The 24,786-nt window shown below is 50.2% G+C and carries 21 protein-coding genes, 2 pseudogenes and 1 riboswitch; of the genes and pseudogenes, 5 read left to right on the top strand and 18 right to left on the bottom strand.

What is annotated here, in order from left to right:
* Positions 1-15: 15 nt before the first annotated feature.
* The 9 genes from cobS to cobD form a co-directional block, all read right to left on the bottom strand.
* Positions 16-882, bottom strand: a complete 867-nt coding sequence (cobS, locus tag HPL003_RS14580) for an adenosylcobinamide-GDP ribazoletransferase (protein WP_014280445.1) — start codon at positions 880-882, stop codon at positions 16-18.
* Entirely contained in the window at positions 879-1,643 is a 765-nt protein-coding gene (locus tag HPL003_RS30535; RefSeq protein WP_014280444.1) for a bifunctional adenosylcobinamide kinase/adenosylcobinamide-phosphate guanylyltransferase, read from the bottom strand. The genes cobS and HPL003_RS30535 overlap by 4 nt, the downstream gene beginning before the upstream one ends.
* Positions 1,640-2,710 (bottom strand): nicotinate-nucleotide--dimethylbenzimidazole phosphoribosyltransferase, encoded by a 1,071-nt coding sequence (gene cobT, locus HPL003_RS14570; protein ID WP_014280443.1) that lies wholly within the window; start codon positions 2,708-2,710, stop codon positions 1,640-1,642. The genes HPL003_RS30535 and cobT overlap by 4 nt, the downstream gene beginning before the upstream one ends.
* 77 nt (positions 2,711-2,787) lie before the next feature.
* Positions 2,788-3,654 carry an ABC transporter ATP-binding protein gene (locus tag HPL003_RS14565; protein ID WP_014280442.1) on the bottom strand — a complete coding sequence of 289 codons (867 nt, stop codon included), beginning with the start codon at positions 3,652-3,654 and terminating at the stop codon, positions 2,788-2,790.
* Positions 3,651-4,697 (bottom strand): FecCD family ABC transporter permease, encoded by a 1,047-nt coding sequence (locus tag HPL003_RS14560; protein WP_014280441.1) that lies wholly within the window; start codon positions 4,695-4,697, stop codon positions 3,651-3,653. The genes HPL003_RS14565 and HPL003_RS14560 overlap by 4 nt, the downstream gene beginning before the upstream one ends.
* Positions 4,694-5,698 carry an ABC transporter substrate-binding protein gene (locus tag HPL003_RS14555; protein WP_014280440.1) on the bottom strand — a complete coding sequence of 335 codons (1,005 nt, stop codon included), beginning with the start codon at positions 5,696-5,698 and terminating at the stop codon, positions 4,694-4,696. The genes HPL003_RS14560 and HPL003_RS14555 overlap by 4 nt, the downstream gene beginning before the upstream one ends.
* 201 nt (positions 5,699-5,899) lie before the next feature.
* A riboswitch (cobalamin riboswitch) is annotated at positions 5,900-6,093 on the bottom strand.
* A 114-nt stretch (positions 6,094-6,207) separates the two neighbouring features.
* Complete coding sequence (locus tag HPL003_RS14545) at positions 6,208-7,002, bottom strand: histidine phosphatase family protein (protein WP_238533517.1); 795 nt, start codon at positions 7,000-7,002, stop codon at positions 6,208-6,210.
* 44 nt (positions 7,003-7,046) lie between these two features.
* Positions 7,047-8,018 (bottom strand): adenosylcobinamide-phosphate synthase CbiB, encoded by a 972-nt coding sequence (cbiB, locus tag HPL003_RS14540; RefSeq protein WP_014280437.1) that lies wholly within the window; start codon positions 8,016-8,018, stop codon positions 7,047-7,049.
* Positions 8,008-9,111: a threonine-phosphate decarboxylase CobD gene (gene cobD / locus HPL003_RS14535; protein WP_014280436.1), complete on the bottom strand. Its 1,104-nt coding sequence runs from the start codon at positions 9,109-9,111 to the stop codon at positions 8,008-8,010. Before cobD ends, cbiB begins: the two co-directional genes overlap by 11 nt.
* A gap of 166 nt (positions 9,112-9,277) precedes the next feature.
* On the opposite strand from cobD, the gene HPL003_RS14530 reads away from it, so the two are divergent.
* Together HPL003_RS14530 and HPL003_RS14525 are read left to right on the top strand one after the other, a co-directional pair.
* Positions 9,278-10,279 (top strand): lipoate--protein ligase, encoded by a 1,002-nt coding sequence (locus HPL003_RS14530; RefSeq protein WP_014280435.1) that lies wholly within the window; start codon positions 9,278-9,280, stop codon positions 10,277-10,279.
* 162 nt (positions 10,280-10,441) lie between these two features.
* Positions 10,442-11,239 (top strand): Cof-type HAD-IIB family hydrolase, encoded by a 798-nt coding sequence (locus HPL003_RS14525; RefSeq protein ID WP_014280434.1) that lies wholly within the window; start codon positions 10,442-10,444, stop codon positions 11,237-11,239.
* Between the two features lie 353 nt (positions 11,240-11,592).
* Here the strand turns inward: HPL003_RS14525 and HPL003_RS14520 are convergent.
* Positions 11,593-12,861 (bottom strand): annotated as a pseudogene (locus HPL003_RS14520) (transcriptional regulator); the annotation flags it as partial.
* A gap of 263 nt (positions 12,862-13,124) precedes the next feature.
* Complete coding sequence (locus HPL003_RS14515) at positions 13,125-14,033, bottom strand: DMT family transporter (protein ID WP_014280432.1); 909 nt, start codon at positions 14,031-14,033, stop codon at positions 13,125-13,127.
* Between the two features lie 133 nt (positions 14,034-14,166).
* Here HPL003_RS14515 and HPL003_RS14510 point away from each other — a divergent pair, with 133 nt between their 5' ends.
* Entirely contained in the window at positions 14,167-15,660 is a 1,494-nt protein-coding gene (locus HPL003_RS14510) for an aminotransferase-like domain-containing protein (RefSeq protein WP_014280431.1), read from the top strand.
* 9 nt (positions 15,661-15,669) lie between these two features.
* On the opposite strand, the gene HPL003_RS14505 is transcribed toward HPL003_RS14510, so the two are convergent.
* Both HPL003_RS14505 and HPL003_RS14500 read right to left on the bottom strand, forming a co-directional pair.
* A complete protein-coding gene (locus HPL003_RS14505; RefSeq protein ID WP_014280430.1) occupies positions 15,670-16,440 on the bottom strand; it encodes an MBL fold metallo-hydrolase in 771 nt (256 codons plus the stop codon).
* 152 nt (positions 16,441-16,592) lie between these two features.
* Positions 16,593-17,654, bottom strand: coding sequence for a sulfate/molybdate ABC transporter ATP-binding protein (locus tag HPL003_RS14500; RefSeq protein ID WP_014280429.1), 1,062 nt, complete (start codon positions 17,652-17,654; stop codon positions 16,593-16,595).
* A 234-nt stretch (positions 17,655-17,888) separates the two neighbouring features.
* Here HPL003_RS14500 and HPL003_RS28210 point away from each other — a divergent pair.
* Positions 17,889-18,005 (top strand): annotated as a pseudogene (locus HPL003_RS28210) (secondary thiamine-phosphate synthase enzyme YjbQ); the annotation flags it as partial.
* Positions 18,006-18,171: 166 nt separating this feature from the next.
* On the opposite strand, the gene HPL003_RS14495 reads toward HPL003_RS28210, so the two are convergent.
* The 3 genes from HPL003_RS14495 to HPL003_RS14485 form a co-directional block, all read right to left on the bottom strand.
* The gene (locus tag HPL003_RS14495; protein ID WP_014280427.1) at positions 18,172-18,753 is read right to left on the bottom strand and encodes a TetR/AcrR family transcriptional regulator; all 582 of its coding nucleotides are present in this window, start codon (positions 18,751-18,753) and stop codon (positions 18,172-18,174) included.
* A 5-nt stretch (positions 18,754-18,758) separates the two neighbouring features.
* Positions 18,759-19,391, bottom strand: coding sequence for a YigZ family protein (locus tag HPL003_RS14490; RefSeq protein ID WP_014280426.1), 633 nt, complete (start codon positions 19,389-19,391; stop codon positions 18,759-18,761).
* A gap of 150 nt (positions 19,392-19,541) precedes the next feature.
* On the bottom strand, positions 19,542-20,897 hold the full coding sequence (locus tag HPL003_RS14485; protein ID WP_014280425.1) for a glucose-6-phosphate isomerase: 1,356 nt from the start codon (positions 20,895-20,897) through the stop codon (positions 19,542-19,544).
* Between the two features lie 249 nt (positions 20,898-21,146).
* Here HPL003_RS14485 and HPL003_RS14480 point away from each other — a divergent pair, with 249 nt between their 5' ends.
* Entirely contained in the window at positions 21,147-22,046 is a 900-nt protein-coding gene (locus HPL003_RS14480) for an NAD(P)-dependent oxidoreductase (protein WP_014280424.1), read from the top strand.
* Positions 22,047-22,156: 110 nt separating this feature from the next.
* Here the strand turns inward: HPL003_RS14480 and ppnP are convergent, their stop codons facing one another.
* Entirely contained in the window at positions 22,157-22,471 is a 315-nt protein-coding gene (gene ppnP / locus HPL003_RS14475; protein WP_014280423.1) for a pyrimidine/purine nucleoside phosphorylase, read from the bottom strand.
* Between the two features lie 165 nt (positions 22,472-22,636).
* Positions 22,637-24,682: a transketolase gene (gene tkt, locus HPL003_RS14470; RefSeq protein ID WP_014280422.1), complete on the bottom strand. Its 2,046-nt coding sequence runs from the start codon at positions 24,680-24,682 to the stop codon at positions 22,637-22,639.
* Positions 24,683-24,786 lie beyond the last annotated feature (104 nt).

Genomic DNA, 24,786 nt, shown 5'->3' with positions numbered 1-24,786 from the left:
ATTTAAAAAATCTGCCTACAGCCCGTGCAAAATTACAATAAACAGCAATAAAACGGTCTCCAGCAATTCGTTCAAGGCTCCGTAAATATCCCCTGTAAGTCCTCCCAAACGGCGGTTAATACGGCTTGCTGTGAAGCTTCCAACACCATTGGCCAGCAGCGGCAGCAGCAAAAAGCCTGTCCAAATGGCTAATTCGCCCGGATGGGAAAAGATTGACTGCCAATTCGCTATAAAAGTTGTATTGCCCATGCCGCCTGTTCCTGTCAACCATCCGGCAATGATCAATTGCCCTGCTGCGGCACACACCGTAATGAGTACAGCCCAGAACACAGCCAACCCGGCACGTCTGCTACTCATATCGGCAAAACGCGCTGCCAGTCCATCATCATTACGAGCTTTCGGCCAGCGTCTCATCGCGCTTACCATAAACCAGCGGCTCCAAACCATCGGAAGCAGCAATAAACCGGACAGATCCCGTTCAGAAAGCACCGTATACAGCAAAGAAGCCTTGAGCATAAGCAACAGCACACACGCAATGACGCCCATCGCTCCTACACGGCTATCCTTCATAATCTCCAGCATCCGTTCACGGGAACGGTAGCTGAACAAAGCATCAGCCGCATCCATCCAGCCGTCCAGATGCAGCCCACCCGTGAGCCACACCCAAACGGCAAGAGTAAGAACTGCACATGGCAACGGTGGCAATACCAGAGAGGCAAGCGCTGCAAAGCACCATACGATGAGGCCGATGACCATCCCTACCAACGGATAATAGCTTGCACTACGTTTTAGCAGCTCTGGCGAAAAATCTAGCTCTGCCTTAACTGGAAGACGGGACAAAAATTGAAAAGCCGCCGCCATTGCCTGACGTTCGCCGCTCATAGCTTGTATTCCAATTGTTTTAGTTCTACGGGAATGCCAGCCGTCACCAGAAATACCTCATCACAAAGGCGGGCGATCCGCTGATTCATCATTCCGCTTAAATCCCGATACAGGCGTCCAAGCGGATACTCAGGCACAATGCCATCACCGACCTCATTGGTCACGATGACGAGCGGCCCCGGATACTGCTTCACAGCTATCACCAGTGCATCCATGGCGGCTCTGGATGCAGCTTCGCCGTCCTCGCCTGCGGCCAGCAGCACGTTCGACAGCCAGAGGGTCAGGCAGTCGACCAGTACCATCGGCACGGCCGACGGCTGCGATGCTTGGCTGGCGCGCAAGTTGGCAGTGTCACTGCCGCGCTGCTGCTCCGCAACGACAGACTGCTGCGCCGCAGTCTGCAAAACGCTGCGGCCTTCGCCTGTTGGCGCTGCGTCAGGCTGCTCCAACGGGGAAGCGGCAGACGTGCCCGATGCGGAGGCTTCGTCGGCAGGATTACCGCCTTGCGCAGCCAGCCGTGGCTCTACGCCACCGCCCAGGCGCCGCAGCAGCTCCGGCAGCGCCTGCGCTTCCTCCAGCGTCTGCCAGTCGTACCCGGCAGACTCGCGCTGGAGCCGATGAAGGGCGATGCGCTCCTTCATCTCCACGTCGTAGGCTTGCGCCGTTGCAATGTAGCAGGCGCGCGGGGCGCGCGACATGCACAATCGCTCGGCAAAGCCGCTTTTACCGCTGCGTGCGCCGCCGGTCACGAGCGCCTTCATCGCTGCGCGGCTCCCTGACCGTCCGATACGCCTGCATCGGCAAAGGTCGCCATTTCGCGCATAATGCGGCACGCCGCATCAATCAGGTGCAGGCTAAGCGCACCGCCTGTGCCCTCCCCGAGCCGCATGTCCAGATGAAGCATCGGCTCCAGCTTGAGCTCGCGGAGCACCGCCGCGTGCCCACGCTCATCCGAGGCGTGCGAAGCGAGCATGTACGCTGCGCTTGCAGGCGCAAGCGTACGCGCGGCGAGCGCAGCTGCGCCGGAGATAAAGCCGTCCAGCACGACCGGACAGCGATGGGCGGCTGCGCCGAGGATGACGCCTGCCAATGCGGCAATCTCCAGACCGCCGACCTTGGTCAGTACATCTAGGGCGTCGTTCCCGTCAGGCTGGTTCACGTCCAATGCGCGGCAGACGACCGCTATTTTACGGGTCAGCCCAGCCGAATCCACGCCAGTGCCCCGGCCGACGACAATTTCCGGCTCCAGCCCGGTAAGGGCACATACGACCGCAGCGCTGGCCGTCGTATTTCCAATGCCCAGCTCTCCGGTTACGAATAGTCGTGTGCCGCCATTGACTGCTTCCGCCACGGCTTCAGCTCCAGCCAAAATCGCTTGCTCGGCTTCCGTACGCAGCATCGCCGGCCCCTTCGCCATGTTCGCGGTACCCATACGCACCTTGCGGTTCACCAGATCCGCATGAGCGACATCTGCGTTCACACCCACGTCTACCACCTTGACATCTGCGCCTGCATGACGTGCCAGCACGTTAATTGCCGCGCCGCCGGACAGCATGTTATACAGCATTTGCTGTGTAACCTCAGCCGGGAAGGCGCTGACCCCCTCTTCACACACTCCATGATCCGCAGCCATCACCATAACGGTTTTACGGTCAAACTCAGGCTTGTCCACCTCCGTAATGCCTGCCAGTTGTATAGCCAGACTTTCCAGCTTTCCAAGGCTTCCCGGTGGCTTCGTTAATTGATCCAGATACTCCGAAGCCGCTAAGGCTGTCGCCCCATCCGGCTGTGCAATGCTGTCTATTAACTGCTGTAATTTTTCGTTCATGCCTTCCACTCCCTGCTCCCTATATATGTGTTTAGCGATCTCATCATAAATTCTGTTGCTTCAACACTTTACTCCAGTTACTCAAGTCGTTCGCCCCGACCAGCTGCATCCCTTGCACTTCTTCGCAGTAAAAGCTGCGGCACGCCACTATCCGGATGAGGCAACATTACAGGCTCAACACCGTACACATGGCGAATTCGTTCCTCTGTCAGCAGCTCTGACGAAGCTCCTACCCCTTCAACCATTCCGTCCTTGAGCACAAGCAATTCATCACAAAACTGGGCAGTCAAATTGAGATCATGCAGAACAGATATAATCGTTACTCCTGTTTCCCGCCGCCATTCCGACAGCAGCTCCATAAATTCAAGCTGATAGCGTAGATCCAGATAAGTTGTAGGCTCGTCCAACAGCAAAATCTGCGGCTCCTGCACCATCACCTTCGCCAAAGCCACACGCTGCCGCTGTCCCCCGCTCAATTGGTCTAACGGCCTGTCCGCCAAAGTAGTAAGACCCAGCCTCTCCAGCACGCGATCCGTGATGATTCCCGGGTCCCTCCCTTTTTCCTTATCCACCTTTTCTCTACCAAACCAGTCCTGATGGGGAAAGCGTCCCATTTCCACAACTTCCCTTACCGTGTAACCCACCGGAGGAAGCCCTTCTTGCTGGAGTACAGCTACAAAACGGGAAAGCTCTTTTCTGCCATAGCTGCTGACCTTTTTACCATATACAAGAACGTTGCCCGAAGTCGGGTGATCCACACCGGAAAGCAGATGCAGCAGCGTCGTTTTTCCACTACCGTTCGGACCTATGATGCCCCACCAATCTCCTTCGTCCACGCTCCAGCTTATATTTTTCAACGCATGGAATTCCCCGAAATCACGAGTCAGACTGACAATCTCTAACGCTCGGACTCGCTTCTCCTGTCGTCCACTTGCTTCTTTCACAGCAGTCCCCCCCTGCGCAGCTTCTTGTTCCGGTACAGGAGATATGCGAAGAACGGTGCACCGACAAAGGCTGTCATGACACCAAGAGGAATTTCCGTCGGAGCCAGCAATGTACGCGCCGCAGTATCGGCCCAAACCATAAAAATAGCCCCGCCCAGCGCGGATAACGGAACAATCATCCGGTAGTCGGGTCCCGTCACCAGACGGATGATATGCGGTACAACGAGTCCCACAAAGCCAATCACCCCGCATACCGAGACAGCCGCCGCTGTCAGCAGCGTGGATATGATTAGAACAGATAGCTTCGTTGCATCTACATGAACCCCCATATGAGCCGCCTGACGTTCACCCAAGGCCAGAATGTTCAGCACTCGTGCCCGGTTCCACAGAAACACCAGCCCAATGACCACATAAGGTAAAAGGATGCCTGTATACGACCAGCCGCGCAGACTGAGGCTTCCCATGGTCCAGTACAATATTTCATTGACCGTCTCCCTGGACATGGCTGTCAGAAAGGAAACGACGGCTCCCAGAAAAGCTTGCATCACCACGCCCGATAAAATGAGACTTTGCGTCGGAATTTTGCCGCCTTCCCTCGCCAGCGTCAGCACCATCCACAACGTCAGCATTCCGGTCGTAAACGCCACCAGCGGCAGTGTCCATACGCCTACAAATGAAAATTGAAGCCCCCAATAAATCAGTACCGCTGCCCCTACCGAAGCCCCCGAGGATACCCCCAACGTGTAAGGATCAGCCAGCGGATTGCGCAGCACTCCCTGAAATCCGGCTCCCGCCAGCGCAAGCGCTGCGCCTACCAGCATACCCAGTAACACACGCGGCAGTCTGATCTTCAAAATAATCTGCTCTGTGGACATATTCCAATCCGGTGTAACCGTCTCACCTAACCACGGCAGATGGTTGACCAGAATACCTGCGATTTGGCTGACGGGAAGCTTGGCCGAGCCGATGCCGAGACAGAGCAGCAGCGTCAGCAGCAATAAGGCAAGACCTGCCCCTCCAAGGCCAATTAGTTTACGATTCATTTGAAAATTTCAGGATACACGCCCTTGGCCACTTCCTTGAGACCTTCCGTTACGCGCGGACCCGGACGACTCATCAAGTTATCATCCACGGCAAACACCCGATTGAGACGAACAGCGGATATTTGATCCCAGCCACTGCGGGCTTTGATGATATCGCCGAGCGTCTGGCCTGTTTTGTCGTCCTTGACATTTTTGCTGTATAAAATGACGTCCGGATTGGCTGCAATAATATTTTCCTCACTGATCTGGTACCAGCCCTTTTGGGTTGCAGCGACATTTTCCCCACCCGCCAAAGAAATCAGCTCGTCCATAAACTCACCCTTGCCAACCGTCCAGCCGGGTGAAAATTCAACGTATACTCTCAGCTTCTGCCCTTTACCGATATTTTTAACTCCGTTTTTTACTTCCGCTACATCTGCTCTCATCTTGTCGGTTACTGCTCTAGCTTCTTTCTGATGGTCGGTGATTTTCCCATATAGCTCAATATTAGCCATGATATCTTCAACCGTTTTCGGCTCGGTTTTAAAAATCATAATTCCCAAGTCACGCAGCTTGGTCGTAGCCTGCTCACTGAGTGATATCCCTGCAAAAACAACTTCCGGATTCGCAGCAATGATCGCCTCTTCATTTGGCTTCATAATGCCGCCCACTTTGGGCTTCTTCGTAGCTGCTTCTGGGTAATCGGAATAATCGGATACGCCGACAATTTCCTTATCCAGTCCGATAGCGAACAGCGCCTCGGTTTCAGCCGGGGAGACAGAAACGATTTTGTCCGGCGCTTTTTTGAACGTAAACTCCTGTCCGGTCGCGTCCTTAATGGTCAGCGGGTAGACCGTTTTTCCTGGAGGCTCCTGAGCGGTTGCTGTCTGTCCCGGTTGCTGTGAGACCTGATCCCCTTTATTTTCAGCGTTCTTTCCGTTAGCTCCACATGCACTCAGCACAACCGCCAAGATCAGAGCCAATAAGCCTGTAGTCCAGACCTTTATTTTATTTCCTGCCATGATTTACACCCCTCCATATAAATTCTTTTAAGAGCGTCACTTGAACATCATCCGATATCTGCTAAATCCAGTTTCCTTTCAAAAAACCCCTGTATCCTCAGATAAGGACACAGGGGTCACGTTAGCGCAGATCGTACGCAGGCGGCAGTTTCTTCCGCATGGACAGTCACTGCGAACACGTCATCCTTTCCTCGAAGGACTATGGTGACAGGCGGACGGGCAGGTATCCTGACTTACAGAAATATGCGACAGCCTGCTGCTCCTTCATATGCTTTGTGGCACATAAAGCAGCGCGGGCTGGCATTTTTCCATTTACAGTGGCGGGACCGCGCCGGATTCACACCGGCTTCCCTTTTAACAGCGCACCGGAAAGAACCCGAGGGTTTCATCCCACTGCACCGACCTCGTCTGCTGGATATTTGATGTAGTGTTGGTCAAGCCGTTCTTTTACTTGATGATTATAGGTTAAAAAAGAATGGCTTACAACCCAAACCGCCTGTTTACCTGCCCTATATCTGCTCCACCAGCCATCCGGTGAACTTGTGGCCTGTAGCCAAATCTGGATGTGATTTTTCTGTAGAACGGGTGGCGGTTACATCTACAAATGGCTTTTGTGCCAACCTCAACCGAATCGTAATGGCCGCTCCTGGCTTCGGATTCAGGCTCCAAAAATCATGACCCGGTACCAGCATACAAGCCAACTGACGAATCACTCCACCATGCGTAACGACCAGCACAGAAGGCGGGGCATCAGACAAACCTATTTTCTGAATCTCCATCATTTTACGCCACTCATACAAAGAATCTAGAAATTCACCAAGGCGGTTCACAAAGTCTTTCCAGGGCTCTCCACCCGGCGGTGTAACCCGTTGCGGCTCATCAATCCACGCGCGGTACAGCGCCACATCCTTGAGCATGTCATACGTTTTTCCATCCCATTCCCCAAAATGAAGCTCTCTCAGACGTGGTTCCATGATGACAGACCAAGCAGACCTATTAGGTAGGAAACGTTCAGAATCCCATTTCGATGTCAGCTCCAACCGCAATTCCGGTTTCGATTCTGGCCAAATGATCTGCAAGGTCTGACGACAACGTATCAAGTCACTACAATAGATTCGGGCAAAGGAATGTCTCTGTAATTTTTCCCGCAAAGGCTCTAATTCCTGCTCTGCTCCCGGTAGCAAGCCCAGATCGGAGTGCCCCAGGTATCGACGTTCCCTGTTCCATAAGGTTGTGCCGTGACGCACCAGCACAAGCTCCAAATCCCATTGCGGGTGTTCTGTAAAATAAGGCTTCAAGGCCATGTCCCTTCCTGCTCTATTGCCGATGTTCGGTGCGTCACGCTTCATCACTGCGTCCACCCCATTGCATAGCATCCGATAGACACGAACAGACACAATCCCACAAACATACTGGACACGGCAAACATCAGCCGGATCGTATGCCGAATATCATCCGGCTCCATCGGTCGCACCAGCTCTCCCATATATGCGCGGAAGGAGCGCACGCCATGATACACATTATAGCCCCCGAGGCGAATCCCCAATGCACCCGCAACTGCTGATTCTGGAAAGCCACTGTTCGGGCTGGGATGCAGCCGCGCATCTCGCCTAACCGTGCGCCAGCTACGTCCAGCATCATGTCGATAAACCCACGCCGCTACTACCAGCATCCCCGCTGTCAGGCGTGCCGGGATGTAATTAGCGACATCATCCAGACGTGCCGAGGCCCAGCCCAAATGCTGATACTTTTCATTTTTGTAGCCAACCATGGAATCGAGGGTATTCACGGCACGATAAGCCAGAGCTAATGGTGCTCCCCCGATCAGGGCATAAAAAAGCGGCGAAATAATCGCGTCCACGATGTTTTCAGCCACCGTTTCGACGGTACCGCGTACAATCTCAGGCTCATCAAGCTGCTGCGTATCCCGCCCGACGATCATCCCCAGCTCCCGGCGTGCCGCAGGCAGGTCACCCGTCTTCAATTCGCGATACACTGCCATTCCGGCGTCCTTTAGTCCTTTGGAAGCAATCGTGGTGGCGATCAGCACAATTTCCGCGCAGATAGACAGCCACGGATGAATCCAGGCAAGCAAGCGCAGTAACGCCCAGCCAAGCGCGAAGGAGCCGCCCACCACAATCAGTGGTAACAGCAAGCCAGCGCGTTTCAAACCACGGTCACTGTGAACCCGGCGGCGAATCGCCTTTTCCAAGGCAGAAATAGCATGTCCCATGCCGATGACCGGATGTGGCAACCATCTCGGATCGCCGATCAGCCTGTCCAGAAGATATGCGGCCATCATGATCAAGCTAACTGTCACGCCGCCGTTCCTCCTCCAGCACTTCGCCTAATACAGACAGCAGCATGCCGTTGGCTTCCGCGTCCTTGACCGCAATTCGAAAATGGCTCGTCGTCAGCCCCGGGTACATGGCACAGCTCCGTATAAGAATCCCGCGCTGTCCAAGCGCCTGTTGAATGGCTGATGCGCTCCACGTCCCCGGCGTCCGTGCCAGCACGTAATTCGCTTCACCCGGGATGACACCGTAGCCCCATTCCGCCAAAGCGGTCAGCAGACGGTTACGCTCCGTAGCAATCAGCTTCTGCGTGCGGCGCTCGTACGCCTCACCACTCCGCAAACACGCCTCTCCCGCCAGCAATGCCAGTCCGTTCACGCTCCAGGTCACCTGCTTGGCCGTCATTCGCCGGATATAATCCGGATGAGCAACCGCATAGCCCAAGCGCAAGCCCGGAATGGCATAAAATTTCGTCATCGACCGAATCAAAATCACATGAGGATACCGATCCAGCACAGGCAGCAGTGAAATTTGTCGCTCCTGCGGGATAAAATCAATAAACGCTTCATCCACCACCAGCACGGTGCCCGTTGTCCCCGCCGCCTCTGCCAGCTCGCGCAGCTCCTGATCGCCGTATTGTACTCCGTTCGGATTATTCGGCTGACCGAGGAACAGAACATCTACCTGCTCCATGAGCTGAAGTATGTCTTCCACATCCGCCTTCCATTGAAGCGAGGCCTTGCCGTACACCGAGCTTACCTCGGCTCCGAATTTGCCTGCCAGCTCTGCATATTCCGAAAAGCACGGCTCCACCGTGCCCACACGCTTGGGAGCCAGTCCCAGTAACAGCAACGCCATGCTCTCAGCCGCGCCGTTTCCGATACTCAGCGACTCTGGTGGAACATGCAGTCGCCGCGCCAGCATATTTTTAAAATTCCGGTGCCCGGGATCTGGATAGCGAATCACAGTGTCCAACGCACTTTGCAGCACCTCAAGCACCTCCGGTGGCGGACCCAGCGGATTAATATTTGCGCTAAAATCCACAAAATCCGCAGCCGCCCCGCCGAATGTCGCCGCAGCCGTCTCCCTGTCCCCACCGTGACCGTAAACCTCTATCATATTGCCTATCATCCTTTCCGGCCGTTCCGAATCATTTAGCTCCATTATGGGGCTGCTTTTCGCGTCCCGTCAATGCAAATGAGCTTTTGTGTACGTCGCTCACTTGGGTTACAATAGAAGGAGGTACACATAAAACTACACAGTTTGTATATACGGAGGAATGGACATGCTGTTCATCGACAACCAGGGCATACACGATCCAGCCATTAATCTTGCCATTGAGGAGTACGCACTCAAGCATCTTCCGCTGGACGACAGCTATCTGCTGTTTTACATTAATCAGCCTTCTATTATTATAGGCAAGCATCAAAATACCATTGAAGAAATCAACGCCGAGTTTGTCAGAGACAACAACATTCAAGTTGTTCGTCGCCTGTCCGGCGGCGGGGCTGTATATCATGACCTCGGTAATTTAAATTTCAGCTTCATTACCAAGGATAACGGGGAATCCTTTCATAATTTCCTCAAATTCACGCAACCTGTCATTGACGCCCTGCGCCAAATGGGTGTGGAAGCCGAAATGACCGGACGCAACGATCTTCAGGTCGGTGAGCGCAAAATTTCAGGGAACGCCCAATTTGCCACGCGCGGACGCATGTTCAGCCACGGTACATTGATGTTTAACCTGAATCTGGACAATGTGGCTGGATCACTGCATGCCAATCCCGAGAAATTTAAATCCAAAAGTACTAAATCTGTCCGCAGCCGCGTTGCTAACATCAGCGAGCTGATGGACCGCGAGATGACCATTGAGCAATTCCGCGAAGAACTGCTGCGTTACATATTCAGTGCAGAGCTGGACCAGGTACCCCAATATAAGCTAACCGATGCCGATTGGGCCAAAATCCATGAAATTTCCGCTGAACGCTACCAATCATGGGACTGGAACTACGGTCAATCTCCTGAAAGCAATATTAAGCACACCCGTAAATTTCCGGTTGGCATTATTGATATCCGCATGGATCTCAAGGAAGGCCATATCCGTGATATTAAAATCTACGGCGATTTCTTCGGTGTGGGTGACGTCGCTGATATTGAAAATATTCTGCGCGGCAAGCGCTACGATGAAGGTGAAGTTCGTCAAGCCTTGTCCTCTCTCGATTTGAAGCATTATTTCGGTAATATTGAATTGGACGATTTTGTCGGACTCGTATTTTTGGAAGACTAACAGCCACTTTTCCCCATTGATTCAATCCAATTCTTCAGTGGTTATAAGGGGGCAGGCTCTTAAAGGAGTCGTCCCCTTTTCATTGTGATATTGTCATTTTGAATATTATAAGATACAATTTGAACATTGCCCCATGATAGAGATAAAGGAGAGAATACCGATATGTATAAATTAATTGCTATTGATATTGATGATACACTCATTAACGATCAGAAAGAAGTTACTCCTGCAACGCAACTGGCGCTTGAAGCTGCTGTAGCCAAAGGTGTCGTGGTTACACTTGCAACAGGACGTGCTTACGCATCTGCCAAACAACTCGCCCGCCAAACCGGCTTGAACGTTCCAATCATTACGTACCAAGGTGCCTTGATTAAAAACCTGCTGGACGAAAACGTGCTGTATGAGCGTTATGTTCCACTCGTGGCTGCTCGTCGCTTGTATGAATTCTGCGTGGAACGCAATCTGCATCTGCAAACGTATATAGATGACAAATTGTACACACGTGAAGATAATCAGAAAATCAAAGATTATACCGAGCTGAACAATACGGAATATTTTGTAGAGCCTGTATTCAGTAAAGTTATAGAGCAACCGACTCCTAAATTGCTGATTATTGACGAGCCGGAAGTGCTGGACAAATTGATTCCAGAACTGCGCGAGCTGCTTGGTAATGAAGTGCATATTACCAAATCCAAGCCTCATTTTCTGGAAATTATGCACCATGAGGGCACAAAGGGCCACGCTCTTACCTTCCTTGCTAACCATTATGGCTGTGATCTGTCCGAAACGATTGCAATTGGCGACTCCTGGAATGATCACGAAATGCTCGAATGTGCGGGTCTCGGCATAGCGATGGAGAATGCCATTCCTGATTTGAAAAAGCTGGCTGATTACATTACTAAAAGCAATAATGAAGACGGTGTTAAGCACGCCATCGACAAATTCATATTGAATGTTTAAACGATCCGCCGCCGAAATGGTTACCTCTAGAGCGGCATTACCTGTATAAAATTTGCAGATAACAAAAATGCCCGGCTAACCTTAAAAATTGAACCGCCTAACTTTTTGGGGTCAGTTCAATTAAGGTTAGCGGGGCTTTTTCATTATCTAAGTTTAAGAACCTCCACTTGTATCACGAAGCTGTATTCTCAGTTGATCGTGACTATTCGATTGAATTGGTACAGTAACAATAAACAAAAAGCTATCCGCGATGATCAGAAGAGCTATTTTTCTTAAGGTTGTCTAACTATACCTTTTCAATAAGATTTACATACGGGAACTGTAATCTAACACTTTGAAAAAATTAATCATTACTAATAGTAAAATAATTTTTCCTTTTGACCTTTACTAACTAAGATTTCGTACTTTGCATGAGCTTGAACGTCTGCAAATTCTTTAAATTGCTCGAATAATCTTACGCACCTAATGAAAAAGGTTTCTTTATTAATGGCTAATGATTTAGCTAAAACGTCTAGCAAGTATTTAAAGCCATGTGAATATCTACCCCAATTCAAGTAATATTTAGCCAATTCATATTTAAAAAGCGTTGAATGTTCTGGTACCACTTGATAAGTATACATATCAGCAGATGGTTGATGTTGAGTAATAGAATCTATCTCCGTTTCAAACCTTTGAAGTATGTCATTCACATCTACTTTATACTGGTTAGCTGCTATTATAACGTTCAACAGCTTTGAGAGCTTCTCATTATTGTTGGCGATTGATGTCACTGCTATATATTCAACGTACTCTGGAAGCACACTCGTATCTCCAGACAGGAGCTTATTTACATACGTATTACCTTCAGCCCATTGTTGAAACAAACCTATCCAGTGTCGTGTATCCTCGTCCGTCTCTATGACCCAATCTAAATCAGCATAGGCGTATGTATATTGTAGAGCTTGTTCGTAATCGCCTCGGGCTTCACTGACACATGCACACAACAGGTCAGCATAAGCAATGTATCCAAATAATGGCCCCTTTGTTTTCTTCTCATACTCTCGGGACTTTCGCTTCTCTTGGTGCTGTAAACTGTACTGGATTTCCGCCTTCCCTCTCATTTTTCTCGCCATTTCATTAACCTTGTCCCAATTATGCAAAGACCTGTACACGTTAGCCAAATCCTTTAATGCATCGAGCTGGTCTATTTCATCTAGGCGCTCCACAAAAGCTTCAAATATCGAAGATGCCTTGAGATTTCGGCTTTGATCATCTCCAATCTGGATCGTGAATATACGATACTGGCAGACTGCCAAGCGCTCGGAATGCTGATACTTCTCCCCTTCTGCTACATTCTCATAGAGCAACAGCGCAGCAGCATGTCGCCCCTGTGCGAATAACGTTTCTGCAATGTCGAATAGTCTGGGCGAATACAGCAGCTTGTCCATGATTGCTCCAACCATTCTTCGGATCGCATCCAACTTGTCCAGCTCCGCACAACGATATAACAACGGCTCAATTCGGCGCATATTTGGGGAACGTTCTATAATGTAATTTTCTATGTACAAATCGTAGAAGTAGCCTTCTGGTAACCCCATAGCCAAAGTGATTCGATCAAGCTGTTGTACGGAAACAGGGCGATGCAAGCTTCAAACTCTGCCGAAATCGTAGGTGCATGCTTCAAGTCATAACCACCCTTCACATAAAAATACCATAATTTTTAAAAAACATACTTTATTCTTCTCCAAAATTGACCATCTGTCAATATATTATGCAACTAATGTTCATAATCAATTTTTGTCATAGCCTACATGAAGGGTAGTCTATAGGGGAAATATAAACAAAAAAACACCCCACCAGCATTAAGCCAGCAGGGTGTCACCAATGCCTATACGGCTTCAAAATATCAGGCAGCAGGACGTACCTTTCGCCTGTTCACCAGACGAATTCCGTTGTTCATCAGGATTAATCCGGTCACAATGAGCAGCACCCCCGCCAGCATCCACCAGCTTACATGCTCTCCATACACCAAGGCTCCCAAGCCTACCGCAATCGGTGGTGATATATACAACCACGTCGTCGGGAAAAGTGGATTTGTACGCTCCATGAGCCAGTAGAACAGTGTATGTGCAATCATCGAACCAAATAGAATCAGATACAATAAAGAGCCCATGGCAGGAAGGTACTGCCACCCCTCAGAACTCCACGGCTCCGTGATCGCAGACAGTACCAGCAGCATCCATCCCCCATGGATCATTTGCGCCGCATTCAGGGCAATCGGGTTCGTTTCCCGAAATACATCCATCACCCGCTTGGAATAAAGTGCTCCCCCGGAATAACACAGCTCCCCCAGCAAAATGACAAGGCATCCCGCCAGCCACAGGCCACTGATCTGAACCGCCAATCCGGGCAGCACCACCAGCACTACGCCAAGAAAGCTGATCATGCAGCCAATGACCGTAATCCGCGACGTTTTTTGCCGCAGCAGCGCCGATTGCAAAATAACGATCATCATCGGTCCGGTAGCAGACAAAATGGCTCCGATCCCCGAACTGACATATTGCTCTGCCCAATACAAGGCCGAAAACGTACCGAAGGTCGTTCCCGCTCCAATGAGTACCATTTCCTTCCGCCATAATAATGACCAGCGAACTTTACCCATCAGCTTCATAGCGATAAACAAAATGGCCCCTGCCGCGAAAAAACGTACACCCGCCGACAAAAACGGCGGAAGTCCCGCTTCTACCCCCACTTTTATAGCCAGAAATGTTGTACCAAAAATAAGACACATTATCGTAAACGCAATACCAATCATGATACGTCCCTCTCCCTTCAGTTGCTTTCAATCATACAGGGAGACGAACAGAACAGATGTGTGCCTACAGAACAGTTGTATACGGTTTTGAAATGTTTTATAGTAAAATACACACAAAAGGAGCGTGGACAGCGTGGGCAAGAACAACAGCGAAATACTCTTTCCAGCCGATCATGCCTTAAAGCTGTATGAGCAGGTCATCCATTATGTGATTGTGCGGATTGAGCGTGGAGATTGGCAAGCAGACATGAAGCTGCCGTCCGTTCGAAGCTTGGCTCAGGAGCTGGGTGTACATAGGCTAACCGTTTTCCGGGCCTATCAGGAGTTGAAGCAACGGGGACTGGTCTATGTAAAGGATAAATCAGGATATTACGTTCATGCTTCCCAAGCGACCGGGCATGCGAAATATGCTGGCTACTCGGGGCATTCATCCATTGATCTCACGTTTCACTCCGAATCCGCCCACGCGGCAGATGATCCATCTGTTTCAGCCTGGAGGGGAATGGACGGACTTAGCCGCGTTCAATCGGTGAATGCGAATTTTCAGTTTTCCAAAGCGCTGATTGACCCGTCTCTCCTGCCCAACCGATATTGGGGTGAGCTGATGATGCAGGTATTTGAAAAGCATCCGAAAGTAGCGGCCACTTATTCCTCTGTACAGGGCGATGCCGAGCTTCGGGATGCGATGGCGCAGCATTTTAGCGTCGATAAGCATTTTGCATTGTCACCAGACGAAGTGCTGATTACCTCTGGAGCACAGCAGGCCATCGACCTGATTTCCCGTTCTCTGATCCGGACAGGAGACCGCGTGTTGACCGAGCGTCCCGCCTATGGCCCTGCTATGGAAATATTCCGCAGACAAGGCGCGCGTCTGACCATGACCGATATCCGACCGGAAGGCTATGATATGGAACAGATTGAATGGTGCATGAAGACAGAAAAGCCACGTGTGTTCTATATCAATCCAACGTTCCACAACCCGACTGGCTTCACGGTACCCGATGAACAGCGCAAACGTCTGCCCGAGCTGGCCGAGCGCTACGGCTGCCTTATTGTCGAGGACGACAGTACCTATGACATCAGCTTTGGGCAAAAGCCGCCGTTACCTATTTTCGCTTATGATATTTCGGGAAGCGTCGTCTACATTCGCAGCTATAGCAAATATGTCGCGCCAGGTCTGCGAATCGCAGCCGTGACCTGCCGACCACAGCTCATGAGCACCCTGCTGAACGTCAAAGCGCTGGTTGATAACGGCTCGCCACTGCTGAATCAGAAGCTGTTCCTGCAATACTTTCAATCTCCACGCATGCAGCAGCATCTCAAAAAGCTGTGTATCGCGCTCCAGATTCGCAAGGAAACGATGGAAGACAGTCTCCGTGATTCCGGCTGGACATGGACCAGTCCGGCAGGCGGCCTCAGCCTTTGGCTCCAGTTGCCTTCTTCGTTGAAACCTCATGAACTGCTCGCCAAATGCGTACAGGAGTCGGTCACCTTCGTACCCGGTAATGTATTCGATCCGATTGGCGAGGAAGGCAAAACGCATGTGAGATTATCCTATTCGTATGCCAACGAGTTGCAAATCAAAGAAGGCATTGCGACTCTTCTCCGCATCAGCCGCACGATGTAAGGGACAGCATTATTTCAATGGCAGGCTCATGCCGGTCCGTGCCAAGCTGATCCCTTCCAGAAGCCCGTAGTTGCGTGTGACATCCACATCATGAGACATATGTGTAAATACCGTGCGGTTGGGTTGGAGTCTCCCTATAAGCTCCTGAGCCTCCAGCATGTCATATACCGAGCGGGTTGCATATTCGGCTTCTTCATGATAAAAGCTCGTTCCCAACACGAGCAAATCCAGATTGTGCAGGGGCAGAATTTCCGCATCATTTAGTCCGATCGAATCCGAACAGTAGGCCCACGAGAAGCCATCCTTTTCCAGTCGATAAGCGTAAGCATATCCGTTCTTCCCGTGATTCACACGCCAACCCCGGATATTCCATCCTCCAAGCAAGGCTCCCTGATCGACAGGGATAAGGTCAAGATGACCTGGAAGCCAGGAAAATTGACGCAGGATCGTGTCGATTACCTCCTGTGGAGCGTACAAATGGCCTCTGTTACCCGTCCAGCGGCAGGCATCAGCCCATTCCGGCAGTCCTCCAATATGGTCAAAATGTGCGTGCGTCACGAGGATCGTACGAATGAAGCGAAGCCCGCGCATTTCCAGCTGTTTGCGCCAGTCCGGGCCGCAATCAATCATAAAGTCCTCCGTCTCGCTTTCGATCAGTACAGACGACCTCAGCCTCACATTGGCCCCTGTCGTGCGGGCCTCCGTACATACGAGACAATCGCAGTACACACGCGGAACACCCATCGCATCCCCCGTGCCAAGAAAAATAAGCCGATTCATGGTTTAACTCCTATCTATCTGGGTGTTTTTACTACTATTATATCGAACAAACCAACCTTGCGTAAATCCTCCCACTCCCAACGCCAAAAGGAGCATGCCCCAAACCCCTGAATACAGGCGGACATCCCCTCATGTATGATCGCGTTATAATTTTAAATCATAATAGGCATTGGATCTTTCTTGAGACGGTTTTCCAACATCCAACTGGACTGGTCGTTATACAGATAAGCCCGATGCACCAGCACGCGCACCTGCTGACCAGGCTCCAGCATGGACTTCTCCAGCGAACGGTACGTCATGAGTCGATGATCCCCGATCTGTACTTCAACCATCCATTCACTCCCCCGAAAATGCAAATGCTTCACAATGCCTTCTTCGGTCGCCGACAGAAGCGCAAACTCCTCGCTTGGCCCGACATCAATATACTCTGGACGGATCAAGGCACGTGCTCCTGTTCCTGCAGCTTCCTCGAAGCCTTTGAGACTGCTCGCCTGTTCAATCACCGTCGATTCCCCAATAAAGGAAGCTACGAAGGGGGTCCCTGGCTTTTTATAAATATCCCAAGGTGTTCCCTTTTGCTCCAGCCGTCCCTGATTAATCACCATAATTTCATCGGCTACTTCAATAGCCTCATCCTGATCATGCGTGACGAAAATCGAAGTGATCCCCACCCGCTCAATCAACTCTCGCAGCCAGGTGCGTAGCTCCTGGCGAATCTTGGCGTCAATGGCTGCAAAAGGCTCATCCAGCAGCAGCAATTGAGGCTCTGGTGCCAAGGCACGCGCAAAAGCAACCCGCTGCCGCTGTCCACCAGACAACTGATGCGGATAACGATGCTCGAAGCCTTTGAGCCCTGTCAGCTCAACCAGCTCTGTGACGCGTTCCTTGATGCGGGCCTTGGAGCTTTTTTTCACTTTTAGACCAAAGGCAATATTGTCGTACACGCTCATATGCTTGAACAAAGCATAGTTTTGAAATACAAATCCGATTCCGCGTTCCTGCGGGGCCAGCTCGTTTACCCTTTTTCCGTGAAAATGAATTTCTCCCGCATCCGGTTGCTCCAGACCTGCCAAAATCCGAAGAATGGAGGTTTTGCCGCCACCGCTCGGACCGAGTAAACCAATCAGATGACCCGCTTGAATACCAAAGGATACGTCTTTTACTGCATGAAAATTACCGAAATGCTTGTTTAAACCCCTTACTTCCACATGCATAACCGTACACTTCCTTTCCGCTTCTGAACCTGTGCAGGAACAGCAGCAGCCTTGCTTGCCGCAAAGCGCGTACCTCATTTAAAATCATTTTATTATTCCAATGTATATACTATGTTTTTCTTATGTGATACTTTATCAAAGGAAAGCATTCGTCGTCAACTCTATATATTACGTCAGGTGTTAAATGGGCAAAGTAAAATGGGTAAAGTAATAAGAAGAAGGGAGAGGGTAATCATGTTGCATACTTTAGAATTATCCACTAGCGGACGAGATGAGATGCGTGATATTACACGCGAGGTCGCTTCATTGATTGAAAAAAGCGGAGTTCAGGAAGGAGCCGCACGCCAGTACCATGTAAAAAACAGACCATGATGTTCTCCTGATGGATGCATCATCGTCTGTTACAATCTTAGTCGCTTTCGCAAAGTACCGTAATGATAAGGCACCGTCATGAAGTGAACATATCCAGAAAAGCGCCCTACAGATTCATAGCCGAAGCGTGTGATTACAGGTACGCTCATAGGTTTCTGCACAGCAGCTTTACATGTGCCAAAGCAGCGGGCCTAATCTCTTCAAATGTTAAACCATCCTGAATATAAAAGGATACAAAGCCGTGCATAGACAAAAACAGACTTTTCGGTACTCGTGAGCAATCTTCCTCTGGATGTCCTTGATCACTTAATTCCTGACGGATCATGGACGCGAATAATTCTAGGCAACGATTTTGCTCCGTGCGACAGTAAGCGAACAGTTCTTCATCGTGCATCATGAACATAATTTCGTACTGATAAGGATTTTCCAAGCCAAAACGGATGAACTCCAGCATCAAGTGCTCCAGTCTGTTCAGACCATCATCCGGCGTGCCTGTTGCTCCTTGCAGCAGAATCCCGCGTAACGTATTAAAATCCTCAATCACAATGGCGTAGAACAGTTCAGCCTTCTCTTTAAAATGATAGTATAATGAACCATGACTGTAACCCAGATGCTGGCCAATGCTGCGCATTGAAATCGCGCGGTAGCCCTTGGTAATAAACAAGTGCCTGGCCGCTTCCAGAATCCGCCCTCTTGACAACTCCTGTTCTACTGCTCTTCTAGCCATATTATTTATTCCCCTTCAATAAAGTAAAGCTGCTCTCCCTCCGACACAAGCGATTGCCCCTGTGTCAAGTCTGTTATCCAGTTGCTGAAGGATTCCGCATCACCAGCCAGCGGCAGACAGGTTAAGGTAACTTTATCCGTAAACATGGTTTCTCCAGTACGGATGCTGCGATTCCGCAATTCATTTTCCACTTTGCCCAACCAGGTGTAATCCAGTTCTACAAAAATTTCACGATGTAACACACGCGTAATCGCATCCCCTGCCTCAATTGCTGCAACAGCACCGTCTGAATATGCACGAATCAAACCGCCTGCTCCCAGCAAAATCCCCCCGAAGTAACGGGTAACGACAATCGCCACATTTTTCAGCTTCTGGTTACGGATAACCTCCAAAATGGGCTTGCCCGCCGTACCGCTCGGTTCACCGTCATCCGATTGCTTCTGGATTTCGTCTCGTTCCCCGATCATGTAGGCAGAACAATTATGGGTTGCGTTCCAATGCTCTTTTTTAATGCGTTCGATAAAAGCCGCCGCTTCTTCCTCGGTCTGAACAGGCTGGATGTGACCGATAAAACGGGATTTCCGGATCACAATTTCCTTGCTGCCGGAACCGCGTACAGTTCGGTATTGTTCCAACATATCACGTATAACCTTCCTTACTTCATTTTACAAGAAAGCAGTCCCCCCGCTTCTGGCAGCCGGTGAACTGCTTTCCTGTACTTTATTTGGTGCTATACGCTATAACGCTCCTGTCTGAAATCCTGTTTCGGTCAGGAGTTTACAGCTTCCTTATTCGGACAATCTCGCTTCAAGCTCAGCTTTTTGCTCTTCGAAGCCTGGTTTACCCAGCAGAGCAAACATGTTTTTCTTGTAAGCTTCTACGCCCGGTTGATCGAATGGATTCACACCCAACAGGTAGCCGCTGATGCCGCAAGCTTTTTCGAAGAAATAAGCCAGGTACCCGAAGGAGTAAGGGCTCAGATCAGGAATGTTCACGATCAGATTCGGTACTTGTCCATCTGTGTGAGCCAGCAATGTACCCTGGAATGCTTTTTTATTTACAAAGTCCACCGTTTTGCCTGCCAGGAAGTTCAGTCCATCCAGATCATCCTCATCTGCTTCGATGGTGATGTGGCTAGGTACATTTTCCACTTGGATAACCGTTTCGAAAATGTTACGGCTACCTTCTTGAATGAATTGTCCCATGGAGTGCAGGTCAGTCGAAAAGTCAACGGAAGCAGGGTAGATACCTTTGTAATCCTTGCCTTCGCTTTCGCCGTACAATTGTTTCCACCACTCGGAAACGAAATGCAGGGAAGGCTCATAGTTCACGAGAATTTCAATAGCTTTACCTTTGCGGTACAACGCGTTACGAACGGCTGCATATTGGTAAGCCTCGTTCTCAGCTACATTCGGATTGCTGTATTCCTTGGAAGCGTCTGCCGCCCCTTGGAGCATTTCCTCAATGTTAATACCAGCTGTAGCAATCGGCAGCAAGCCTACTGCTGTCAGCACGGAATAACGGCCACCTACATCATCAGGAATAATGAAGGATTCGTAGCCTTCTTCGTTAGCCAGTTTTTTCAGAGCGCCGCGTTCTTTATCTGTTGTTGCATAAATACGTTTGCGCGCTTCTTCTTTACCGTATTTTTTCTCCAGAGCTGCACGGAATACGCGGAAAGCGATAGCTGGCTCTGTTGTTGTACCTGATTTGGAAATGACATTCACGGAGAAATCTTTTCCTTCAATCAGTTCCAACAAATGATTCACATATGTAGAGCTGATGTTGTTGCCTGCAAAATAAACAGCCGGGCCTTTGCGCTTGTCCTTAGGCAGTGCATTGTGGAAGGAATGCGACAGCATTTCAATCGCAGCACGTGCGCCAAGGTAAGAACCGCCGATGCCGATTACAATCAGCACTTCGGAATCACTTTGGATTTTTGCAGCAGCTTTTTGAATGCGTGCAAACTCTTCTTTATCATAATTGGTAGGCAAGTCAATCCAACCCAGGAAATCGGAACCTACACCGGTTTGGTTATGCAGCTGCTCATGAGCCAGCTTGATGGGTTCTGCAAAATAATCAATTTCGTGCTGCCCTACAAAGGAGAGCGCTTTGGTGTAATCAAAAATAACTTTTTTAGACATGTTTGGAACCTCCTGTTTTGTATTGCTAAGACCATGAATACGAACATAAGGACTTAGGAATAGGATACTTTAATTTGCAGGGCCTGACAAGCTTGCGTTACCTATGTGTCCAGTGCCTTGTCAGACCCTAGTGTAGATAGGGTGGCATACCCATGCTACAATAAATGGAGATCCACTGATTTAAACCGTCAAATCAAGCCGAACTCGCACTGTATCGGCGGCAACCTCCAACAAGAAAGGTGATTAGCTATGAAGAACATTGGATTTATCGGACTGGGCACCATGGGCGCCCCGATGGCATCCAACCTGCTGAAGCAGGGATATGGAGTCACGGTCTACAACCGCACCGCCTCACGCTGCGAACCACTGGCAGAGCAAGGCGCACGTACGGCTTCAACGCCCCGTGAGGCGGCTGAAGGCCAGCATCTGGTCATTACCATGGTCAGCGATGATCACTCGATCCGTGATATCTACTACGGCGAGGACGGCGTGTTTGCCGGTCTTTCGTCTGGTGTAACGGTGATGGACAACAGCACCATTTCACCTGAGCTGGTCAAACAACTGGCCGCCGAAGCGGACAAGCTGGGCTGCTCCTTCATTGATGCTCCAGTAACGGGCAGTAAGCCTGCTGCTGTAGACGGCACGCTTGTGTTCATGGTTGGCGGTGACGCAGAGGCCATTGCCGCACAGTCGGACGTTTTTGATACGCTGGGCAAAAAGGTGCTTCACATGGGACCGAATGGCAGCGGAGCCGTAGCCAAGCTCGCACATAACACGATGGTCGGTATTAACAACCTGGCTCTGGCTGAGGGCTTCGCCATCGCTGCTAAGTCCGGCATTCCGGCGGAAAGCTTCCTTGAACTGGTACAGCTCGGATCGGCAGGCAGCAAGGCTGCTGACCTGAAAGGACGTAAAATCATCGAGCATGATTTCAGCAACCAATTCTCACTGGCCTTGATGCTCAAAGACTTGAAGCTCGCTGCCTCGCTGACGGATAGCCAGTCCATTCCGGCGCCTATGCTGTCCATTGCCAAAAGTCTGTTTCAAGCCGGGCAAACACAAGGCTATGGAGATGAGGACTTGTCCGCTGTCGTGAAGACCTATGAAACGTGGATCGGCCGCACTATTGGCGGTAAACCACTCGAATAAGCCGCATCCTTCTTTTTAACCATGTTGCTGTGCTTTAGTACATATCGCACAGCTTATAGGGTAAGCACAATTGACTTAAAGTCGAGTAGTGCTTGCCCTTTTTTCACTACTTATTCCGGGTAAGAACAGCAGTAATCCGTTACGCTTCGTACTTCCAGCTTGAATGAAGACTGCGCAGGCACGTGGAACGTTGCCGTTCCCTGTATTTCCAGCCATTCCTCAGTACCTGGAAGCAATACCTTCAAATCCCCTGCCAAAATCTCCATGATCTCACGGGAATCTGTTCCAAATTCATACGTTCCAGGCAGCATAATGCCCAATGTAACCTTACTGCCGTCACCCAAAATAACTGTACGGCTTGTGACCTGACCGTCGTAATATACATTTGCTTTTTTAACTACGCTGACTCCATCAAACTGTGTCATTCGTTATCCCCTCATCTGCTCATCAATGGTTGAATGAATATTTATGGATCATAACATAAATTTGCTCCAAGCCTCAGTACGAAAATACACACTGCATCACCGTACGATATGAAACAAACAGCCGTAAGCCTTGCTCAGGTTACGACTGTCTGTTTAAAGATTGTTTTATTTCAACAAAGCTTTTACACGATTAACAACGTTCTCTACCGTAAAGCCATATTCCTTAATGACGCGGTCGCCAGGTGCGGATGCGCCAAATGTGCTGATACCGAGAATGTCGCCTTGGTCGCCGACATATTTTTCCCAGCCCAGTGGATAAGCCATTTCTACAGCCAAACGAGCTTTTACTTCAGGCAGCAGAACGGAATCTTTGTATGCTTTGTCTTGTTTTTCGAACAGATCCCAGCTTGGGAAGCTGATAACGCGTACTTGGATACCTTGCTCCGCCAGTGCTTCCTGAGCTTTAACAGCCAGTTGTACTTCGGAACCCGTAGCCAGAATTTGAGCAACCGGCTTGCCGTCTGTCGCATCTGCAACGACATAAGCACCGCGTTTGATACCTTCGCGTGCATGCTCAGCAGTAGCAGCCAGGATTGGCAGGTTTTGACGAGTCAATACCAGAGCAACCGGGTTTTTCTTGTTTTCCAGCGTGTAAGCCCAAGCAGCGGAAGTTTCATTGCCATCCGCTGGACGAATAACCGTCAGGTTCGGGATAATACGCAGGGAAGCCAATTGTTCGATCGGCTCATGAGTCGGGCCATCTTCACCAACAGCAATACTGTCGTGAGTCAGAACGTAAGTTACAGGCAATCCCATCAGAGCTGCCAGACGAACAGCCGGACGCAGGTAATCCGTAAACACGAAGAATGTACCGCCGAATACTTTTACCCCTTGGTGCAATGTCATACCATTCATCGCAGCAGCCATACCAAACTCACGGATACCGAAATAGATGTTACGGCCAGCATAGTCTTCTGGTGTAAAGTTCGTCAGGTTGTTCAAGTGTGTCATGGTGGAGCTTTCCAGATCGGCAGATCCGCCTGTCAGGAACGGTACGTTTGGAGCCAAGCCGTTCAGTGCATTACCGGAAGCCACACGAGTGGAAACTGCTTTGTCTTCAGTCGTGTACTTCGGAAGATCACGGTCCCATCCTTCTGGAAGGTCGCCGTTTACGGCTGTTTCGAACTGAGCTGCCAGGTCAGGGTAAGCCGCTTTATATTTGGCGAACTGCTCATCCCAAGCTTTGTTAGCTGCGATGCCGTGCTCTTTTACTTTAGCAAAATGCTCGCGAACCTCTTGCGGTACGTAGAAGTCCTCTTCGTATACCCATTTGTAAAATTCTTTAGTCAGCTTGGCTTCGTCTGCACCCAGTGGGGAACCGTGAGTACCGCCATGTCCGCCTTTACCTTGTTTGTTCGGGCTTCCGTAGCCGATAACTGTTTTCACTTCAATCAACGTAGGGCGTGTCGAGTCGCCTTGAGCTTCCTCAATCGCTTTTTGGATCGCTGGAAGGTCGTTACCGTCTTCTACGCGCAGCACTTGCCAGTTGTAAGCTTCAAAGCGTTTTGCAACACTCTCGGAAGAAGACAGATCCAGCTTGCCATCCAGTGTAATATCATTGGAATCAAACAATACGATCAGCTTGCCCAGACGCAGACGTCCAGCCAATGAAGCCGCTTCGTGAGACAGGCCTTCCATCAGATCGCCGTCGCCGCAGATGGCATACGTGAAGTGATCCACAACTTTGAATTGATCTTTATTATAGGTTGCACCCAGTTGAGCTTCAGCCATTGCCATACCTACGGCCATAGCTACACCTTGACCCAGAGGTCCGGTCGTAGCGTCTACACCAGCGGTGTGTCCAAATTCAGGGTGACCTGGTGTAAGGCTGCCCCATTGACGGAATTGTTTCAGTTCTTCCATAGGCAGATCATAGCCGCTCAGGTGCAGCAGGCTGTACAGCAGCATGGAGCCGTGTCCTGCGGACAGTACAAAACGGTCACGGTTAATCCAGGTAGGGTGATTCGGGTTATGGTTCATCGTTTTAGCAAAAAGTTGGTAGCCCATCGGCGCGGAACCCATCGGCATGCCGGGATGTCCCGAGTTTGCTTTCTCGATGGCATCAATTGCCAACGTACGGATGGTCGTAATGGACAAATTGTCGATCGTGGAGTTTTCATCCTTTTGAATCGCTTGATTCTGGTCAGTCATGGTTAGCCTCCTCATATTGTAAAAAGTATGCCAATTGCATTCGGTCATGCTCTCCAATACCGCCGTCCGATATAGAAACGACGTCCATCGAAGTGAGTGAATCT

It is taken from the genome of Paenibacillus terrae HPL-003 (genome assembly GCF_000235585.1).
Taxonomy (GTDB): domain Bacteria; phylum Bacillota; class Bacilli; order Paenibacillales; family Paenibacillaceae; genus Paenibacillus; species Paenibacillus terrae_B.
The sequence above is the reverse complement of the archived record's forward strand: the minus strand, read 5'-3'. Positions and strand labels throughout refer to the sequence as shown.

Bases quoted from the DNA above. Each gene is read 5' to 3' on its own strand.
- cobS (WP_014280445.1), bottom strand. From the start codon at position 882: ATGAGCGGCGAACGTCAGGCAATGGCGGCGGCTTTTCAATTTTTGTCC.
- HPL003_RS30535 (WP_014280444.1), bottom strand. From the start codon at position 1,643: ATGAAGGCGCTCGTGACCGGCGGCGCACGCAGCGGTAAAAGCGGCTTT.
- cobT (WP_014280443.1), bottom strand. From the start codon at position 2,710: ATGAACGAAAAATTACAGCAGTTAATAGACAGCATTGCACAGCCGGAT.
- HPL003_RS14560 (WP_014280441.1), bottom strand. From the start codon at position 4,697: ATGAATCGTAAACTAATTGGCCTTGGAGGGGCAGGTCTTGCCTTATTG.
- HPL003_RS14555 (WP_014280440.1), bottom strand. From the start codon at position 5,698: ATGGCAGGAAATAAAATAAAGGTCTGGACTACAGGCTTATTGGCTCTG.
- HPL003_RS14545 (WP_238533517.1), bottom strand. From the start codon at position 7,002: ATGGCCTTGAAGCCTTATTTTACAGAACACCCGCAATGGGATTTGGAG.
- cobD (WP_014280436.1), bottom strand. From the start codon at position 9,111: ATGATAGAGGTTTACGGTCACGGTGGGGACAGGGAGACGGCTGCGGCG.
- HPL003_RS14530 (WP_014280435.1), top strand. From the start codon at position 9,278: ATGCTGTTCATCGACAACCAGGGCATACACGATCCAGCCATTAATCTT.
- HPL003_RS14525 (WP_014280434.1), top strand. From the start codon at position 10,442: ATGTATAAATTAATTGCTATTGATATTGATGATACACTCATTAACGAT.
- HPL003_RS14515 (WP_014280432.1), bottom strand. From the start codon at position 14,033: ATGATTGGTATTGCGTTTACGATAATGTGTCTTATTTTTGGTACAACA.
- HPL003_RS14505 (WP_014280430.1), bottom strand. From the start codon at position 16,440: ATGAATCGGCTTATTTTTCTTGGCACGGGGGATGCGATGGGTGTTCCG.
- HPL003_RS14500 (WP_014280429.1), bottom strand. From the start codon at position 17,654: ATGCATGTGGAAGTAAGGGGTTTAAACAAGCATTTCGGTAATTTTCAT.
- HPL003_RS14495 (WP_014280427.1), bottom strand. From the start codon at position 18,753: ATGGCTAGAAGAGCAGTAGAACAGGAGTTGTCAAGAGGGCGGATTCTG.
- HPL003_RS14490 (WP_014280426.1), bottom strand. From the start codon at position 19,391: ATGTTGGAACAATACCGAACTGTACGCGGTTCCGGCAGCAAGGAAATT.
- HPL003_RS14485 (WP_014280425.1), bottom strand. From the start codon at position 20,897: ATGTCTAAAAAAGTTATTTTTGATTACACCAAAGCGCTCTCCTTTGTA.
- HPL003_RS14480 (WP_014280424.1), top strand. From the start codon at position 21,147: ATGAAGAACATTGGATTTATCGGACTGGGCACCATGGGCGCCCCGATG.
- ppnP (WP_014280423.1), bottom strand. From the start codon at position 22,471: ATGACACAGTTTGATGGAGTCAGCGTAGTTAAAAAAGCAAATGTATAT.
- tkt (WP_014280422.1), bottom strand. From the start codon at position 24,682: ATGACTGACCAGAATCAAGCGATTCAAAAGGATGAAAACTCCACGATC.